Origin of the sequence: Salipiger sp., assembly GCF_048261495.1 — a bacterium.
Taxonomy (GTDB): domain Bacteria; phylum Pseudomonadota; class Alphaproteobacteria; order Rhodobacterales; family Rhodobacteraceae; genus Salipiger.
Map to the genome: position 1 here is coordinate 129,370 of NZ_JBLXFX010000007.1, position 16,837 is coordinate 146,206.

Here is a 16,837-nt window from a genome sequence, read left to right on the forward strand (position 1 = left end):
GATGTATAATCATGCCCATAGTTCATGCCAAAGCAGCATCGGAATGCCATGAACGACACCTGGTTGCAGGACTTTCTCGCCCTTGCCGAAAGTCTGAATTTCTCCCGTGCGGCCGAGGCGCGCCACGTCACGCAGCCTGCCTTCAGTCGCCGCATCCGCGCGCTGGAAGACTGGTGCGGTCAGGCGCTGGTCGACCGCTCGTCGCACCGTCTCGCGCTGACCGAAGCGGGCGAGATCATGCGCGTGGCCGCCGAGGACCTGCTGCGGCGCAGCCACCAGTTGCAGCGCGATCTCGGGGCGCTCGAAGGCCGGTCGGGAACCCTCACCTTTGCCTCGACGCAGGCGCTGTCCTTCACCTTCTTTCCCGACTGGGTCAGCCGGACCGCCGGGGGCGCCGCGGTGCATCTGCTGGCCGACAACATGCGCGCCTGCGAGCGGTTGATGGAGGACGGGCGGGCGCAATTCCTGCTGTGCCACACCCATCCCGCCATGCGACTCGCCCTGCCGCCCGAGCACTACCGCCAGGCCGAGCTGTCGGTGGACCGGCTGGTTCCGGTCTCGGTGGCCGGCCCTGACGGCAGCGCGGTCCACTGGCCGGACCGGCCTGAGGTGCCGCATCTCGGGTTCGACGACCGCTCCGGCCTCGGGCGCATCCTCAGGGCCGGGCTCGCCGGGACGCTGCGCGACCTGCCGCTGCGCCCCGTCTTCACCTCGCACCTCGCGATGGCGCTGAAGAGCATGGCGCTGGACGGGCGGGGCCTTGCCTGGTTGCCGCTCAGCCTCGTGGAAGAGGAAATCGGCGCGGGCCGGCTGGTGATCGCGGGGGGGCCGGAGTGGCAGGTTCCGGTGGCGATCACCCTGATCCGCCCGCGGGCGCGCCTTGCCCCGCTGGCCGAAGATTTCTGGCGGCGCCTGGTGACCCGCCCCGGCGCGGAGTGATCCGCAAGGAAAGACGGCGGAGAGGCATCCCTCTCCGCCGTCGTGGATCGTCGCGGTGTCGCGGGTCAGCCCGCCGCGCGTTCCGGCTTGAAGCTGATCCGGTCGGAGGCGGTAAAGCGCCCGCCGCGGGTCTTCTCGATCTTGCCCTCGCGCAGGAGCTGGCCGAAGCTGCGCAGCCGGTCCTCGCGGCTGGATTCCGACACCTCGACCTGCCGGACCTTGGTCATCAGCTGCGGGCGCGAGAACTGCTCGCGGCCCTCGACGTAGGACATGTAGGCCGCCGCCGCTTCGAGAAGCTCGGAAAGCTCCGTCGCGCCGACGGATTCGGCATAGGCGACAAAGCCACCGTCATCGGCGATATCGTCGAAATCACCCTCTTCCAGATCCGCCAGGGTCACGCGGCGCGGGCGGGCGGGTTCCGTCGGCTTGATGGTGTCGACGCGCTGCTCCGCCACCAGCTTGAGCGGCGCGGGCCGCGGCGCATCCACCGGGCGGGCCGTCTGGCTGCCGGCGGTTTCGGGACGGCGCGGACGCACCACGTTGGCAAGGTCCTCGCGATAGGGTTCGGAGGCCTCCTCGCTGTCCTTGCGACGGCCCAGCAGCTTGTCGGCGCGGGTCGCGGCGACGGCGGCGCGCAGATGGGCGATGGCGCTGCGGCGGCGGTTGCCCTCCGGCTCCTGCATCTGGGTGTTGGTTTCGTCCAGCAGGCGCGAGGCGTCGTTGTCCTTCACGCTGCTCTCGGTCAGCATGACGCGTCCGGGATGGGACATCTTGACCGCCTTGCGCACGCTGTCGCGGGCGCTGGAGCCGATGTCGTCCTCGGCCTCCGCGGCGGGGACCGGCGCGACCCCGGCGGCGGCGGGCGCCGCGATGTCTTCACCCTCGTCCTCGAATTCGTCATCGTCGAGCGAGACGGAGACCGGTGCGGCGGCGGTCGGGGCGACATCCTCGTCGTCCTCGTCATCGTCGTCCAGGGCATCGCCCCAGTCGTCGGCGTCATCCTCTGCGGCGATCCGTTCGGAGGGCGCGGCCTGTGCGGCCCTGGCTTCACCGGCGACGGCATCATCCTCGCCCTCGTCCCACTCGTCCTCGTCCCAGGCGGCATCGAAATCGGCCTTGAGCTCGGCCTTCACGGCGGCGAGTTCGCGCGCCAGCTCGTCTTCGTCCTCCTGGCTGAGGGTGCTTGCGGGGGTGTCCTCCACCTCTTCCACGGCGCCGGAGGCGACGGCGGCGTCGAAGGCCGCGCGCTTGACCTTGACCACGCGGACGCGCGGGCGGGGCATGACCGGGGCGGCCGCAGCGGCGGGGGCCGGACGGGCTTCGGGCTCGGGTTCGGCGGCGCGCAGGACCAGCGGCTCGGCAGCCTCTGCGACCTCCTCGTCCTCGTCCTCGTCCGCGACGGAATCCTCTGCGAAGTCGTCCCCGGCTTCGGCAGCCTTGTCGAGGGTGTCACCGAAGGCGGCGGCAAAGGCCTGCTCACCGGTGAAATCCTCCTCATCCTCGAATTCGTCCTCGTCGAAGTCGAAATCGACCCCGGCGAGCGTGTCCGTGAACAGGTTGTCGCGTGCCGCGGAAACGGCATCCACCGGCTGTTCCCCGGCATCGTCCGCATCGGCGACGGAGCCGAGCATGGCGGAGTCGGCGGGCGCCTGCATCTCTTCCTCGGCCTCGGCGGCAGGGGCGGGCGCGGCGGTTCCGGCGACGACGGCGCGGATGCGGCGCAGCTTGGCGGCGACGCTGTCCACATCGGCGGCAACGGCGGGCGCCGCGGGCTCTTCCTCGTGATCCTCGAAGAACGCGGCCTCGGCCTCGAGGCTGTCCTCGCCGGCATCGTCTTCATCCGCGAAAGAAGCTTCCGGCGCCTCCGGCGTCGCGGCGACCAGATCGGCGGTTTTCAGGAAGGCGGCGATGGTGTCTTCCGGCGCGATCACGTCCTCTTCGACCTCGGAAACAGCCTCGGCCGCGGGGGCGAGATCCTCGTCCTCCGGGGCATCCTCCACCGGATCGGTCGCGACCTCCGGTGCCGCGGGGGCCGGAGCGGGAGCGACGGCCTCGGGCGCAACGGTCTCATGACCCTCGACCACCTCCGCCGTGCCGCGATCCTCCGCGATGTCGGCCACGTCACTCGGCACCGGGGCAGGTGCGCCGCGCATCACGGCAGGCCCGGCGGCCAACGCGGCGCTCAGCGCGCTGCTGGACGCGGCACCGCCATAGGGCGAGCGCAGGGTAAGCGACCCCTGCCCGCGTTCCGAGGCGATCTGGGTTTGCAGCAGCTCTGCCGCCATTTCCGGATCGAACTGCGGAGGCTCGGCACCGAAGAAACGATCCTCCCGGATCACCCCGCGGAAGAAGTGCGTCGTGTCCTTGACAACTGCCAGCGGATCCTCGAACCCCTCCGCCGTGCAGGAGAAGGTGCCGTAGGAGACAGTCAGAATCTTGCTCGAACTCACCATTGCTCTGCTCACTTTCATTCGATCTGCAACAAACCGTTTACCATGCGTAGATGGACGAAAGCTGACCGAATCTAGGGTTTTCAGGGTATCATTTCATGACCGGATTGTGGTCTCTTTCTCAGAAGGTCATTAATCGGCCATGAATTCCGGCATTGTTCACAGCAAAGAACCAGTCCTTCTGGTGGGGGGCGGCGATTTCGACCCCGGTTCCACCGCGCAACTGCTGCGCCGGGCGGGGACCGTGGTCGCGGCGGATGGCGGCGCGGAGGCGCTGATCGCGCTCGGCCGGGTGCCGGATGCGGTGATCGGCGACATGGATTCGCTGAGCCCGGCCGCTGCGGCGCGCATCCCCGCCGATCGCATCCACCATATCGCCGAACAGGACAGCACCGATTTCGACAAGTGCCTGCGCAATATCGAGGCCCCGCTGATCTGGTGCGCCGGATTCCTCGGGGCTCGGGTCGATCACGAACTGGCGGCGCTGACCGTGCTGGCCCGGCGCACCGACAAGCGTTGCATCCTGATCGGCCGCGACGATGTCATCACCCTCACCCCGCGCCGGCTGGAGATGGAGTTGCCCGCCGCGACGCGGGTGTCGCTCTATCCCATGCGGGCGGTCACCGGACGCAGCACCGGGCTGCGCTGGCCCATCGACGGCATCGACTTCCGGCCCGACGGGCGCACCGGCACCTCGAACGAAAGCTCGGCCCCGGTCGTGACGCTGGAAACAGACGGCCCAGGCCTGCTGCTCATTCTGCCGGCGATGTCGCTCCCGCCCCTTGAACGGGCGCTGGAGCAGGCGCCGCGCGGCTGGCCGAGGCCCGCATGACCGAGCGTTCCCGCATCAGGATGTAGAGGCCGGCCGACACGGTGACGCAGATTCCGAGCGTGGCGATCGGATCGGGCAGATCGCCGAAGATCACGAAACCGATGATCGTGGCAAAGGGGATTTCGAGATATTGCATCGGAGCCAGCGTGGCACCCGGCGCGAATTTCAGCGACCAGGTCATCAGCAGATGCGCCAGCGTGCCGAAAAGGCCGATGGCAAGAAGAAGCCAGACCACCTCCGGCGGCACGCCTTCCCAGGCCAGACCCGGGATCACGCCGCCGGGCAGGATCACGAGCATCGGCCCGATGACCAGCATCGCCATCACCCCGGAGACCGCCTGAAGCGAGATCGCGTCGATCTCGCGCGCGATCTGGCGGGTGACGAGCATGAAGAGCGAAAAGTTGATCGCCACGCCCAGCGGCAGCAGCGCGGGCCAGCCCACATCGGCAAAGGCGGGCTGCACCACCAGCAGGGTCCCGGCGAATCCGACGGCACAGGCGGCCATGCGCCGCCAGCCGACCTCCTCGCCCAGAACGTAGTGCCCGAGCAGCAGGGTCAGGAACGGCATGATGAAGGCGATCGCCACCGCATCGGCCAGCGGCAGGTAGATCAGCGCCATGAACATCATCCCGATGCCCAGCATGTGCATGACGGTGCGCAGCAGAGACAGCGCGAAGACCCGGCGCGACATGCGCCAGACCCGTCCGGTCAGAATCACGACGGGAATCAGAACGAGCGCCTGGATGCCGAAGCGGACGAACAGCAGTTCGGCCAGGGGAACCTTTCCGCCCAACAACTTGGCGGTCGCATCGCCCATCGGAGCGACAACGCAGAAACCGAGCATCAGAAGGATGCCGAGAAGGGGTCTGTCCTGATCCATGCCGGGACCGTAGCCGCGCCGGTGAAACCCGGCAATACACCACCTTGAATATTTTTATCAAACCCATATACAACCGCGCCGCGAGTGGCCGCGATGGTCATCCCGCAGGCACCCCGCAGCGCCGCCGGCACCCCGGCCCCGCCCGCGCCGCGGCGCCCCCGCGCGGGGCCCAACTGCCGGGTTGCGTGCGGAGGCGCCTTCGCCTACATAGCCCGCCAACATCCGGTCCAACCGAGAGCCCCCATGCAGAACGTCGTCCTCATCGTCCACCTCCTTCTTGCGCTGTCGCTGATCGGCGTCGTGCTGCTTCAGCGGTCCGAAGGTGGCGGCCTCGGCATGGGCGGTGGCGGTGGCGGCGCCATGAGCCAGCGCTCGGCCGCGACCGCGCTCGGCAAGGTGACATGGGTTCTGGCCATCGGCTTCATCGCGACCTCGATCACGCTGACCGTGCTCGCCGCGCAGGACGCGGCCGGCGTTTCGGTCATGGATCGCCTGACCGGCGGCGCCCCCGCCTCCGAGGCACCGGCGACCGAAGGCGCACCGCTCGACACCGACTCGCTGCTGCCGCCGCCCTCGGCCACCGACGCTCCGGCCGGCACCACCGACGAGCCGCTTGTCCCCCGCGCGGACTGATCCGGCGGTCACCACCATAACTTGAGGGGCCCTCCCCTTACGTCACAGCATCTTGCGGTAGCCGTCTGGACTCTGTCCTGCGAATCCGTTATATATGGACCCCCGTGATACTGCGTCCCTTTGGGCACGCGGGTGTCCAGATCATTGAGAAAATCACGGGGTCCGCCACCAATGGCACGTTTCATCTTCATCACCGGCGGTGTCGTTTCGTCCCTGGGCAAGGGCCTCGCTTCGGCCGCCCTGGGCGCCCTGCTGCAGGCGCGCGGCTTTTCGGTCCGCCTGCGCAAGCTCGACCCCTACCTGAACGTCGACCCCGGCACGATGTCGCCCTTCGAACACGGCGAGGTCTTCGTGACCGACGACGGCGCGGAAACCGACCTCGATCTAGGCCACTACGAACGCTTCACCGGCGTTCCGGCGCGCAAGACCGATTCCATCTCCTCCGGGCGGATCTACACCAACGTGCTCGAAAAGGAGCGCCGCGGCGACTACCTCGGCAAGACCATCCAGGTGATCCCGCACGTCACCGACGAGATAAAGAACTTCATCTCCATCGGCGAGGACGAGGTGGATTTCATGCTCTGCGAGATCGGCGGCACCGTCGGCGATATCGAGGGCCTGCCCTTCTTCGAGGCCATCCGCCAGTTTTCCCAGGACAAGCCGCGCGGCCAGTGCATCTTCATGCACCTCACCCTGCTGCCTTTCATCAAGGCCAGCGGCGAGCTCAAGACCAAGCCGACGCAGCACTCGGTGAAGGAACTGCGCTCCATCGGCCTTGCCCCCGACATCCTCGTCTGCCGCTCCGAAGGTCCGATCCCCCAGAAGGAGCGCGAAAAGCTCGCGCTGTTCTGCAACGTGCGTCCCGATGCGGTGATCGCCGCGCAGGACCTGTCGTCGATCTACGACGCGCCGCTGGCCTATCACCGCGAGGGCATGGACCAGGCAGTGCTCGACGCCTTCCAGATCACCCCGGCGCCGCGCCCGAACCTGGAAAAGTGGGAAGACGTTTCCGAACGCATCCACAACCCCGAGGGCGAGGTCACCGTCGCCATCGTCGGCAAGTACACCCAGCTCGAGGACGCCTACAAATCCATCGCCGAGGCGCTGACCCACGGCGGCATGGCGAACCGGGTCAAGGTCAACGTCGACTGGGTCGACGCCGAGATCTTCGACCGCGAGGACCCCGCCCCGCTGCTGGAGAAATACGACGCCATTCTCGTGCCCGGCGGCTTCGGCGAACGCGGCACCGAAGGCAAGATCAAGGCCGCCGCCTTTGCCCGCGAACACAAGGTGCCCTACCTGGGCATCTGCCTCGGCATGCAGATGGCGGTGATCGAAGCCGCCCGCAACGTCGCCGGCGTCAGCAAGGCGGGCTCCGAGGAATTCGACCACGAGGCCGGCCAGAAACGCTTCGAGCCGGTGGTCTACCACCTCAAGGAATGGGTGCAGGGCAACCAGCGGGTCAACCGCTCCGTGGCCGACGATAAGGGCGGCACCATGCGCCTCGGCGCCTATGACGCGGTGCTGGCCGAAGGCTCCAGGGTCGCCAAGGTCTACGGCACCACCACCATCGACGAACGCCACCGCCACCGCTACGAGGTCGACATCAAGTACCGCGAGGCCCTGGAAGCCGGCGGCCTGTGCTTCTCCGGCATGTCCCCGGACGGCCGCCTGCCTGAAATCGTGGAATGGCCCGACCACCCATGGTTCATCGGCGTCCAGTTCCACCCGGAACTAAAGTCGAAACCATTTGACCCGCACCCGCTGTTCAAGGATTTCGTGCGGGCGGCGAAAGAAGTAAGCAGGCTGGTCTGAATTTCGCCCAATTCCTCGCCACTTGGCTAACGCAATGTCGATACATCTTTGATATCGGCGCTGTCCATGCTGAGATACCCCCTTTGATATTATGACTTCATCGGGGGAATTTCGGGATGATCGAAGAGAGCGAAGCCGAATACAAGGAAATATGTTCTCAAATTGATGCTGAATACAAATCCGTCATGGCGTACGGGGCGAGTGCCATAACACTATCCGGGGCGGCCTTTGCGGCTCTACTTCGGCTCAATGACGCAAGCAACATCCTTTTCAGTCATGCGGTCGTGATCGTTGCGAACGTCACCATTCTCATAATGATTATCATCAACTACAAGTGCAGCACCTATAACCGACTGATCGGATATCGACATCTCCTGACCTCCGAACATTTCGATTGGCCCGAAGCTGTCGCCACCACTGCTGATGGCACCGCACCCGACCAGAAAACAAAATTGGGTCGACTGCCTGACAACGAGAAGGTGATCTCCTATGATGTTTGCATGGAGCATATCAATCATGTCTACGATACAGAGAAGTTCTCCTTCGATTCCTTAAAGGGTGAGTTTTTTGCGCGCAAAGGAGTCTTTTCGAATCTGAACGATAAAGACGACCCACGTTTGATTGAAAAATATGTCGCCCAAGCCTTTCCAAAACGCGTCACTTTCATGAGGCTCGGCACAATGGAAGTCGATAAAGAGGTTCAGAGCGTCGCGAGATTTGATGACAACATCAAGTATGGACGCGACTTCACTGGGCGCTACAAACATATTCTATCAGCATATTCAAATCTCAGGTATCTTCCGTCCTTGGCATTTGCGGCAGACCAGGACCCCAAGGCCGGAAAGAACGGGCAGCTCGCGAACCGCAAGGGAAGTTGGAAATTTCCCGAGTATATCAACCGCATCGTTCTATATGTCGTCTTCATAGAACTCTTCGTGGTGCTCCTTGAAATCGTGACCTTGCCATTTGAAGCTCTCTCGATGGATGCCCGCGCGATACCGAATGATCGTATCGGCGGAGCGTTGGGCGAAGGTGGAAGGTTTGCAACGCTTTACGCACTTCTCTTGCTTCAATTTGTTATCGGCATATACCTTCTCGCAATTGTCTCCAGATACTGGCAGGAACTTTCATTCGGCTGCCGAAGATCGTTTGCGTTTTTTTTGCAATTCCTGCCATTTCGAATGATATATCTCATTGAAGTTTGCGATGCCGTCTCGAACAAGGCAGACTTGGAAAAGGACAAGAACGCGACTCCCGTCTACAATATTCATCCGTATTACGTCGGAACCCCGTGGGAGAACGTATTTTCGAAGAAAGTTCCACTTCCCGGCGAACCCTGGCCAATCGCAAATTGACACGAGAAGTTGAGTTCACCCTCGGTCTTGGCCCGTCCGCTCTCCCAAAAACCGGATGAATGCGCAGGTCGGAGGGCACTCGGCGCCAGCGTAGGTCATCGATTGCCGGTTTCGCTTGCACGTCTCGCCGCCGCACCCTACCCCGCTGCCATGCTGTCCTATCAACACGCCTATCACGCCGGAAACCTGGCCGATCTTCAGAAGCACGCGCTGCTGGCGTGGATGCTCGACTACCTGACCCGGAAGGACAAGCCGCTGTCCTACCTGGAAACCCATGCCGGGCGGGGGTTGTACGATCTGGGCTCGGCGGAGGCACGCAAGACCGGCGAGGCGGAAAAGGGCGTGCTGGCGCTGGAGGCCCGACTGCCGGCGGACCATCCCTACCGGAAGGCGCTGGCCCGGGTGCGCGCGGTGCATGGCGCGACGGCCTATCCCGGCTCTCCGCTCATCGCGGCGACGCTGCTGCGGCCCGCCGACCGCCTTAGCCTGGCCGAGCTTCACCCCCAGGAACATGCGGCGCTGGTGCAGGCGATGGCGGGAAAGACGGTCACGATCCGCAAGCAGGACGGGTTCGAGATGGCGTCGAGCCTCTGCCCGCCCGAGCCGCGCCGGGGCCTGCTGCTGATCGACCCCTCCTGGGAGGTGAAGGAGGATTACGCCAGCGTGCCCGGCGTGCTCGACGGCATCGCGAAGAAGTGGAACGTCGGCATCCTCTGCCTCTGGTATCCGATCCTGACCTCGGACCTGCATGCGCCTATGCTGGAACGGCTGGAGGCGGCCCACCCGGACGCCTTGCGCCACGAAATCCGCTTTCCGCCGATCCGCGACGGGCACCGCATGATCGGGACGGGCATGTTCGTCATCAACCCGCCCTGGGGATTGGAAGAAGAAGCGCGCCGCCTGTCGGACCGGCTTCGGGGCGGTACGAAAAAACCCTGAGCCCGGACCCGCTCCCGGTGTATCCTGCGGGCATGCGCTGGCTTGCCCTGATCCTGTGCGCCACCCCGGCGCTCGCCTGCGAGGACCCGATCTGCGAGGTCCCGGAGGGTTCGCTGCGTTTCACCCGGCGGGTGGATTTCTCGGACCTGCCGAGCAGCTACGGCATCGGGCGCAACCTCGACGGGCTGGTGGTCGGCGACGGGGTGCAGTTCGGCGAGCATTTCCTCGGTCAGGGGGTCGAGATTTCGACCGGGCACGACCGGCTGTCAGGGCGGCCCACCGCGCCGCTGACGCTGGTCGCCGGGGCGGCGGGAGCCAATCTCGGGACGCTGAACCTCTGGGGCGACAATATCGTGCAGGGCATGGGGCCGAAGGGCTTTCCCGATGCGGGCGCGGTCGGCGAAGGCGCCATCGCGGTGCTGTTCGACGAGGATCAGCCCGCGCTTGCGCTGGACGTGCGCGGCGGCGAGGGCGGCACCGTCACCTTCAGCTTCTACCGCCGCGACGGCGCGCCGATCCTGCGCATGGTGCGCCACGTGGACCGCGACACCGGCACGATCCACGTGGTGCGGCAGGGCCTCGTCCCCGACATCGCCGGCTTTTCCGTCGAAAACCAGGATCCCGAGGGGCTCGGGATCGACAACCTGCAGTTCCTGTTCGAAGAGCTGATGGGCCGCCTCGGGTCCGCCCGCACCCGGGGCTGAGGCGGCGCGGAATCCGGCCTCCGTCACAAACAATACCTCGAGCGCCATTGCGTGACGGGGCAACCTGTTCCAGACTTTCCCCCACGACGGGGAACATCGCACAGGGTCGGGAGGTCAGGATGAGGGCCGCTAAACGTCCGCAAACGGCACGGGGCATCGCGTCGTGGCCCGCAGCCTGAGATTCTGGCTGGAGGCGCCCGAAGCCTCGCAGCTCGACCCCGGCGACGTGCCGATGGTGCTGGGTGTCGTGCTGGTGCGCGCGGCACGCTCCGGGCTCTGCGCCATGCTGTCCGATCCCCGCGTGCTCGACATGATCCTGTCCCACCACCATCACCTGACGGCGCGCGAGGCGGCCGAGATGCGGCTGACCTGCGAATGGCTGGAGCGGCACGCGCCGGACACGCAGCGCCTGGCGCTGGTCCTGCAGGGCGCGGTGGCCTACGGCGATCGCCTTGCGCTCGCGCTCTGCCTCCGGGAGGCGGTGCGCAGCGGCCAGGTCGGCGGGCCGGACGGCGCGGCGCTGCTGGCGCTGGCCGAGGCGACGCTGGGCATTCGCGAACAGGATCTTGTGGAACCGCACCGGTTTGCCTGAACCGCCCGTCCCCTTCCCCATTCCCGCCACCCGGACGGATCGCCCGTCCCGATTCCCCGACACGAGGCATGCATGTTCGAACGGCTGAAGCGCTTCTTCCACCTCTCCGACCCGCCGAAATCCCCCCTGCCCGCGCTCGACGCGCAGCATGCGCTCGGCGCGCTTCTGGTGCGGATGGCGCTGGTCGACGGCGCCTACCTGTTCGAGGAGGTGGCCGAGATCGACCGCATCCTGGAAGAGGCCCACGGGTTGGGCCCCATCGACGCCGCGCGGATGCGGGCGGAATGCGAACGCATCGCCTTCGAAGCTCCCGACATCGACCGAATGGCACAGCTGATCCGCGAGTCGGTCGACTTCGAGCATCGCCGCGACACGGTGGTGGCGCTCTGGAAGGTCGCGCTGTCGGACGGGCTGACCGACGAACGCGAGGCGGCGCTGGTGGACCTGGTGGAGGACAAGCTCGGCCTGTCGACGCGGGATTCCGAAGCGGCCCGTGCCGAAGCCGTGATGCCCTGACACGATTGCACCTCCCGCAGGGCACGCTATATCCGTGTCATGTTCGCTGATTTCATAAAACGCCTGACCCAGCCTCAGGACCGCCCGTTTCCGGATGCCGACGCACGGCTGGCGCTGACCGCCCTGCTCGTCCGCGTGGCGCGCGCCGACGAACACTATGACGCCGAAGAGCGCGACCGCATCGACCGCATCGTGGCGGCGCGCTACGGCCTGTCGCCCTTCGAGGTGGTGAAGCTGCGCTCCGAGGCCGAGGCGCTCGAGGCCGAGGCGCCCGATACCGTGCGCTTTACCCGCGCCATCAAGGATGCGGTGGATTACGAACACCGCATCGGCGTGGTCGAGGCGCTGTGGCAGGTGGTTCTGGCGGACGGCGTGCGCGATGCGGACGAGGATGCGCTGCTGCGCCTCGTATCGAACCTGCTGGGCGTGAACGACGTCGACTCGGCGCTGGCGCGCCAGCGGGCCGAATCGCTGCGGTGATCGCCGCCCTTCCCATGTACGACCGGCCCGAAGCACAGGCCGCGAATGATGCCTTCTGGCAGGCGATCCGCGCGCGGCTCGGGCGCGGCCCCGAGACGCTCGATCGCACGCGCGGGCTGCAAGAGGTCTGGTGCGCCGGGGACCTGCTGCTGTCGCAGACCTGCAACCTGCCCTGGCGGCTCGGGCTGCAGGGCCGGGCGCAACTCGTCGGCTGCCCGGATTACGGCCTCGATGACTGTCCGCCTGGATATTACAACTCCGTTCTCGTGGCGCGGCGGGACGATCCCCGCGATCTCGACTCGCTGCTCGCGGCGCGCGTGGTCATCAACCAGGGGCACAGCCAGTCGGGTTACGGCGCGCTCTGGGCCCTGGCGGCGGCGCGCGGCGCCACGCCGAACATCACGGCGGAAAGCGGCGGGCACATCGCATCGGCCCGGATGGTGGCGCGGGGCGAGGCCGACCTCGCCTGCATCGACGCCCACAGCCTGCGCGGCATCCGCGCCTTCGATCCCGACGCGGCGGAGCTGCGCGCCGTCGCCACCACCGCGGCCAGCCCCGCGACGCCCTACATCACCGGCCCGCGCGAAGACCCCGCCGGGATCCGCGCCGCCATGCGCGCCGCCCTCGGAGACCTTCCCCCGGCGACCCGCGCCGCCCTCGGCCTGCGCGACGTGGTGGAGATGCCGGCGGCCGCGATCCTCTCGCTTCCGACCCCGCCCGCACGCTGAAACGCCGGGCATCTGCTCATTGACGCGGCGAAAACCCGCGTTTTGCGGATTGCAATATGGCGGCATTTGCGCCCATCCTGCGGCCTGAACAGCGCAAACGGCCCGAAAGGTGAGGCTTGACCGAGACACCCCCCGTCATCGACATCCGAGGATTGCACAAGGCCTACGGCAGCCTCGAAGTGCTCAAGGGGGTCAGCATCACCGCCCGTCGCGGCGACGTGGTTTCGCTCATCGGCTCGTCCGGGTCCGGCAAGTCCACCCTGCTGCGGTGCTGCAACCTGCTCGAGGACAGCCAGCAGGGCGACATCCTGTTCAAGGGCGAGCCCGTGCACTGGAAGGGCAGCGGCCATCACCGCCGCCCGGCGGACGCCAAGCAGGTGCTGCGCATCCGCACCAACCTGTCGATGGTGTTCCAGCAGTTCAACCTCTGGGCCCACATGACCATCCTGCAGAACGTCATGGAAGCCCCGCTGACCGTGCTCGGCCGTCCGCGGGACGAGGTCGAGGCCGCCGCGCGCCGCTATCTCGACAAGGTGGGCATCGGCGACAAGGCCGACGCCTGGCCGGCGCAGCTTTCGGGCGGCCAGCAGCAGCGCGCCGCCATCGCCCGCGCGCTCTGCATGGAACCCGAGGCGCTGCTCTTCGACGAGCCGACCTCGGCGCTCGATCCGGAACTGGAACAGGAGGTGGTGAAGGTCATCAAGGATCTCGCCTCCGAGGGGCGCACGATGATGATCGTGACCCACGACATGAAGATGGCCAGCGACGTGAGCGATCACGTGGTGTTCCTGCACCAGGGCCTGATCGAGGAACAGGGCCCGCCGGACAGGCTGTTCGGCGCACCCGAATCGGAACGCCTCCGGGGGTTCCTGAAATCCACCACCCACGCGTGAGGAAACACGCGGGGCACGACCAACCAAGGGAGCAACACGATGAAAAAGATCCTTCTGGGGACCGCAGCGCTGGCCTTTTCGGCCTCGATGGCGATGGCGGCCAGCCACATGCAGACCGTGCGCATGGGCACCGAGGGCGCCTATCCTCCGTACAACTTCATCAATGACGCGGGCGAGGTCGACGGCTTCGAACGCGAGCTGGGCGACGAGCTGTGCAAGCGCGCCGAACTCAGCTGCGAATGGGTGACGAACGACTGGGATTCGATCATCCCGAACCTCGTGTCGGGCAACTACGACACCATCATCGCCGGCATGTCGATCACCGACGAGCGCGACGAGGTGATCGACTTCACCCAGAACTACACCCAGCCCGATCCTTCGGCCTATCTGGTGATGACCGGGAACGAGGGGCTCGACCTCGGCTCGGCGGTGATCGCGGCACAGACCGGGACCATCCAGGCCTCCTTCGTGGCCGAAAGCGGCGCGACGCTGGTCGAATTCGCCACCCCCGACGAGACCATCGCGGCGGTGCGCGGCGGCGAGGCCGACGCGGTGCTGGCCGACAAGTCCTTCCTGAAGCCGATCTCGGACGAGGGCGGCGATCTCGTCATGCTCGACCAGGAAGAGCTGATCGGCGGCGGCGTGGGCCTCGGCATCCGCGAGAGCGACGGCGAGCTCAAGGCCAAGTTCGACGCGGCCATCCAGTCCATGAAGGACGACGGGTCGCTGAACGCGCTGATCGAGAAGTGGGAAATCGGCGCCCCCTTCTGAGGCGGCCGTTCCGACCCTTTGCGGGGGATGCGGCGCGTCCGCGCCCCCCGCCCTTCCCAGCCGATGAGGTCCGATGTTCGCCTCCTGCGCCGATCCCTCCCAGCTCGAAGGGCTGTCCTGGCTGCTCTGCTACCTGACCACGGGCAAGCACCTGTCGATCTACGTCTCGGTGGGCACGGTTCTGCTGCTGCTGGCGATCACCGCGCCGGTGGCGCTGGCCTTCGGTTTCGGCGGCGCGATGGCGGCGCGCTCGCACGTGGCGCCGCTGGCCTGGTTCGGAAAGGGCTACATCGCCATCGTGCGCGGCGTGCCCGACATCGCCTTCTTCCTGTTCTTCGTGATCGCGCTCGACCAGTTCTTCGAATGGCTCAGGCACGAATGGAAATGTCCGGACTGGGATCAGCCGATCCGGCAGGGCAACGATTTCGTGGTCTGCGCCCAGGCCAAGCTGCCGCTGTCGACCGCCCCGCAATGGGTGCACGAGACCTACGGCTTCTCGCTGGCGGTGCTGACCTTTGCCATCGTCTTCGGCGCCTTCGCGGCCAATGTGCTCTACGGCGCGATGCGCGCGGTGCCGCGCGCGCAGATGGAGACCGCCGAGGCCTACGGCATGAGCCGGCGCCAGTGCTTCTGGCGCATCCTCGTGCCGCAGATGTGGGTCTATGCGCTGCCGGGGCTGTCGAACCTGTGGATGGTGCTCATCAAGGCCACGCCGCTGCTGTTCCTGCTCGGGGTCGAGGACATCGTCTACTGGGCGCGCGAACTCGGCGGGTCCAAGACCACGCGGTTCACCGACTATCCGCACGGCGACTGGCGGGTGTGGTATTTCGGGGCGCTGCTGGTGTTCTACCTGCTCTTCACCCGGTTGTCGGAACTGGCGCTGGGGCGGATAATGGCGCGGCTGACCCGCGGCCAGGCGACCATGGGCGGCGAAGCCCAGAGGAAGGCGGGATGACGCGGGGCGATCAGCGTCGCGTGGGGGCGCTGCCCCCGTCCGCCGTCGGCGGACTCCCCCGGGATATTTCGGGCCAGAAGAGGCCGGTGGCAGGAAGGACGGGGCCGAGGTGAGTTGCTGGGAGACCCTCGCGGATTACGGGCTGCGATCGCTCGGGATCGGAGAGCGGCTGTTGCCGCGGCAGGATTTCACCCTCTGCCAGCAGGTCGTGCTGATCGGCTCGGGGATGATCTGGAACATCTATTTCGGGGTGCTGAGCCTGCTGTCGGGGTTCTTCCTCGCCACCGCGCTGGCGCTCGGGAAGGCCTCGAAGGTGACGGTTCTGCGCAAGGCGGCGGAGTGGTTCATCTTCCTGTTCCGCGGCTCGCCGCTGTTCATCCAGTTCTTCTTTGCCTACTTCCTGTTCCTGTCGCTGAAATCGGTCTCGCCGGTGTTCGATGCCTTCAGTTCGGCCTGGCTCGGGGCGCTGATCGTGCTGTTCTTCAACACCGCCGCCTATTCCGGAGAGATCTTCTACGGCGCGCTCCTGTCGGTGCCGAGGGGGGATGTGGAGGCGGCGGATGCCTACGGCTTCGCGGGCTGGCCGCGCTTTCGCAGGGTGATCTGGCCGACCATGCTGCGGCTGGCCTGGCCGGCCTATACCAACGAGGCGATCTTTCTGTTCCACGCCACGACCCTGGTGTTCTTTTCCGGCTTTCCGGCCTGGCAGCAGCGGGGGGATGCGCTCTATTACGCCAACTACTTTGCCGACAAGACCTTCAACCCCTTCATTCCCTACCCGATCCTGGCCTGTTTCTTCATCCTCCTGACGCTCTGCATCATCGGGGTGTTCGGCGCGATCAACCGCGCGCTGAACCGGCACCTGCCGCAGGAGCGGCGGGCACGCCTGCGCATCCGGCCCAACCTCGTGCGCTAACGCCGTTCCGGCGGCGCCGGGATTTTGACCACTTCGCCGCGGCCTGCCCAAATTTTCGCGCCTCGCCGGGCGTTCCCCTGCCGGACGCGCGAATATTCTGGGCGCCCGCCGCGCGGGATGCTCTGCTCGGGGTGTCCGGCGCGGGCCGAGGCCCCTGGCAAAGCCCGCGTCCGGACACGAGCAAGGGGGGAAAGCGGATCGGCCGGAGGGTCACGTCATGGCAGGCGCCCTGTTCCTTCTCGTGTTGCGCGTTGCCATCGCCTCCTGCGTCTACAACGCCATGCGCCTGATCCCGACCTATTACGAACAGACCCGTCTGCGCCGCTCGGCCTTGTTCGGCGCGGTTCTGTTCGCCGCCCTGCTTCCGGTCGAGCTGATCGCCGCGCTGCTGCGCTGAGCCGCGCCCTTTTCCCCGGAAAGGTGGCGCTTGCCAGTCTAC

At 66.5% G+C, this 16,837-nt stretch carries 18 protein-coding genes; 16 read left to right on the forward strand and 2 right to left on the reverse strand.

Annotated elements, in window-relative coordinates; all coding sequences use genetic code 11:
• The first annotated feature begins 24 nt into the window (after positions 1–24).
• Positions 25–939: a LysR substrate-binding domain-containing protein gene (locus tag ACN0RJ_RS15255; RefSeq protein WP_417724801.1), complete on the forward strand. Its 915-nt coding sequence runs from the start codon at positions 25–27 to the stop codon at positions 937–939.
• Between the two features lie 65 nt (positions 940–1,004).
• Here the strand turns inward: ACN0RJ_RS15255 and ACN0RJ_RS15260 are convergent, their stop codons facing one another.
• Positions 1,005–3,410 carry a hypothetical protein gene (locus ACN0RJ_RS15260; protein ID WP_417724802.1) on the reverse strand — a complete coding sequence of 802 codons (2,406 nt, stop codon included), beginning with the start codon at positions 3,408–3,410 and terminating at the stop codon, positions 1,005–1,007.
• A gap of 163 nt (positions 3,411–3,573) precedes the next feature.
• Between ACN0RJ_RS15260 and ACN0RJ_RS15265 the strand changes: the two genes are divergently transcribed.
• Entirely contained in the window at positions 3,574–4,221 is a 648-nt protein-coding gene (locus ACN0RJ_RS15265; RefSeq protein WP_417724803.1) for a thiamine diphosphokinase, read from the forward strand.
• Here ACN0RJ_RS15265 and ACN0RJ_RS15270 read toward each other — a convergent pair.
• A complete protein-coding gene (locus tag ACN0RJ_RS15270; RefSeq protein WP_417724804.1) occupies positions 4,142–5,101 on the reverse strand; it encodes a DMT family transporter in 960 nt (319 codons plus the stop codon). The genes ACN0RJ_RS15265 and ACN0RJ_RS15270 overlap by 80 nt on opposite strands.
• Before the next feature lie 243 nt (positions 5,102–5,344).
• Between ACN0RJ_RS15270 and secG the strand changes: the two genes are divergently transcribed.
• The 14 genes from secG to ACN0RJ_RS15340 all read left to right on the forward strand — a co-directional run bounded on the left by secG (position 5,345) and on the right by ACN0RJ_RS15340 (position 16,795).
• Positions 5,345–5,734, forward strand: a complete 390-nt coding sequence (secG, locus tag ACN0RJ_RS15275) for a preprotein translocase subunit SecG (RefSeq protein WP_417724805.1) — start codon at positions 5,345–5,347, stop codon at positions 5,732–5,734.
• A 171-nt stretch (positions 5,735–5,905) separates the two neighbouring features.
• On the forward strand, positions 5,906–7,549 hold the full coding sequence (locus ACN0RJ_RS15280) for a CTP synthase (RefSeq protein WP_417719681.1): 1,644 nt from the start codon (positions 5,906–5,908) through the stop codon (positions 7,547–7,549).
• 116 nt (positions 7,550–7,665) lie between these two features.
• Positions 7,666–8,904: a hypothetical protein gene (locus tag ACN0RJ_RS15285; protein WP_417724806.1), complete on the forward strand. Its 1,239-nt coding sequence runs from the start codon at positions 7,666–7,668 to the stop codon at positions 8,902–8,904.
• Between the two features lie 150 nt (positions 8,905–9,054).
• A complete protein-coding gene (locus ACN0RJ_RS15290; protein WP_417724807.1) occupies positions 9,055–9,843 on the forward strand; it encodes a 23S rRNA (adenine(2030)-N(6))-methyltransferase RlmJ in 789 nt (262 codons plus the stop codon).
• A gap of 32 nt (positions 9,844–9,875) precedes the next feature.
• On the forward strand, positions 9,876–10,547 hold the full coding sequence (locus ACN0RJ_RS15295) for a hypothetical protein (protein WP_417724808.1): 672 nt from the start codon (positions 9,876–9,878) through the stop codon (positions 10,545–10,547).
• A gap of 163 nt (positions 10,548–10,710) precedes the next feature.
• The gene (locus ACN0RJ_RS15300; RefSeq protein WP_417724809.1) at positions 10,711–11,139 is read left to right on the forward strand and encodes a hypothetical protein; all 429 of its coding nucleotides are present in this window, start codon (positions 10,711–10,713) and stop codon (positions 11,137–11,139) included.
• A 72-nt stretch (positions 11,140–11,211) separates the two neighbouring features.
• On the forward strand, positions 11,212–11,655 hold the full coding sequence (locus ACN0RJ_RS15305; protein WP_417719688.1) for a TerB family tellurite resistance protein: 444 nt from the start codon (positions 11,212–11,214) through the stop codon (positions 11,653–11,655).
• Between the two features lie 39 nt (positions 11,656–11,694).
• Complete coding sequence (locus ACN0RJ_RS15310; RefSeq protein ID WP_417719689.1) at positions 11,695–12,135, forward strand: TerB family tellurite resistance protein; 441 nt, start codon at positions 11,695–11,697, stop codon at positions 12,133–12,135.
• On the forward strand, positions 12,132–12,863 hold the full coding sequence (locus ACN0RJ_RS15315) for a phosphate/phosphite/phosphonate ABC transporter substrate-binding protein (protein ID WP_417724810.1): 732 nt from the start codon (positions 12,132–12,134) through the stop codon (positions 12,861–12,863). The genes ACN0RJ_RS15310 and ACN0RJ_RS15315 overlap by 4 nt, the downstream gene beginning before the upstream one ends.
• 116 nt (positions 12,864–12,979) lie before the next feature.
• Positions 12,980–13,756 (forward strand): ABC transporter ATP-binding protein, encoded by a 777-nt coding sequence (locus ACN0RJ_RS15320; protein WP_417719691.1) that lies wholly within the window; start codon positions 12,980–12,982, stop codon positions 13,754–13,756.
• 39 nt (positions 13,757–13,795) lie between these two features.
• A complete protein-coding gene (locus tag ACN0RJ_RS15325) occupies positions 13,796–14,527 on the forward strand; it encodes a transporter substrate-binding domain-containing protein (protein WP_417724811.1) in 732 nt (243 codons plus the stop codon).
• A 73-nt stretch (positions 14,528–14,600) separates the two neighbouring features.
• Complete coding sequence (locus ACN0RJ_RS15330; RefSeq protein WP_417719693.1) at positions 14,601–15,482, forward strand: ABC transporter permease; 882 nt, start codon at positions 14,601–14,603, stop codon at positions 15,480–15,482.
• Between the two features lie 109 nt (positions 15,483–15,591).
• Positions 15,592–16,398, forward strand: a complete 807-nt coding sequence (locus ACN0RJ_RS15335) for an ABC transporter permease (RefSeq protein WP_417724812.1) — start codon at positions 15,592–15,594, stop codon at positions 16,396–16,398.
• Positions 16,399–16,615: 217 nt separating this feature from the next.
• Positions 16,616–16,795, forward strand: coding sequence for a hypothetical protein (locus ACN0RJ_RS15340; protein ID WP_417719695.1), 180 nt, complete (start codon positions 16,616–16,618; stop codon positions 16,793–16,795).
• Positions 16,796–16,837 lie beyond the last annotated feature (42 nt).